Origin of the sequence: Clavibacter lycopersici, assembly GCF_003576405.1 — a bacterium.
GTDB classification, from domain to species: Bacteria; Actinomycetota; Actinomycetes; order Actinomycetales; family Microbacteriaceae; genus Clavibacter; species Clavibacter lycopersici.
Genome location: NZ_QWGT01000483.1, coordinates 1 through 740 on the forward strand (window position 1 = coordinate 1; position 740 = coordinate 740).

The window sequence follows — 740 nt, forward strand, 5'->3', positions numbered from 1 at the left end:
TGCGGCATGCGGCCCTCGACCCAGAGCGCGCCCGTCGCGTCGAGGTGCCCGACGTCGCCCGTGCGGTGGCGGCGGATGGCGTCGGCGGAGTCGCGGCGCGCGGCGCGGTCCGTCACGTGCAGGCGGTCGTAGCGGTCGTGCACGTGCGGCGCGGAGGCGACGATCTCGCCCGTGATCCCGGGCTCGGCGGTGAGGGCGCCCGTCGCGGCGCCGTCGGCGTCGAGCGGGCTGATGCGGATCGCCACGGGGTCGACGGGCGCGCCGACGCAGACGCCGGCGTCGCCGCGGAGGGCCGCCGCGCGGATCCCCTCCAGCGTCACGTCGGTGAGCAGCAGCCCCTCGGTCATGCCGTACGGCGTGTGCACCTCGGCGGCCGGGACGAGCGCGGCGGCGCGCGTGAGCAGCGCCTCCGACAGCGGCGCGCCGGCGGAGAGCAGCGAGCGGACGCGGCCGAGGGCCTCCCGGTCGGCATCCGTGAGGGCGTCGGCCGTGGCGACCACGTTGGCGAGGGCGGCGGGCGACGCGAAGACGACCGTGGCGTCGGCCGCGCGGGCCGCGGCAGCGAGGGCGGACGCGGTGAGGTCGCGCGGGCGGGTCACGTCCATGTCGGGCGTGACGCTCGTGGCGCCGAGCGCCGGCCCCAGCAGGGCGAACGGAGCGAAGCCCGCGACGAGGCCGGTGCCGACGCCGACGTCGAAGCGGGAGCCGAGGGTGTCCCGCAGGGCGGCCAGCTGGCGGTG

The 740-nt window shown here is 79.1% G+C and carries 1 protein-coding gene; it reads right to left on the reverse strand.

What is annotated here, in order from left to right; translation table 11 throughout:
* On the reverse strand, positions 1-740 hold a 740-nt coding region (locus tag DZG00_RS16090), incomplete at both ends, for an AMP-binding protein (protein ID WP_147360097.1).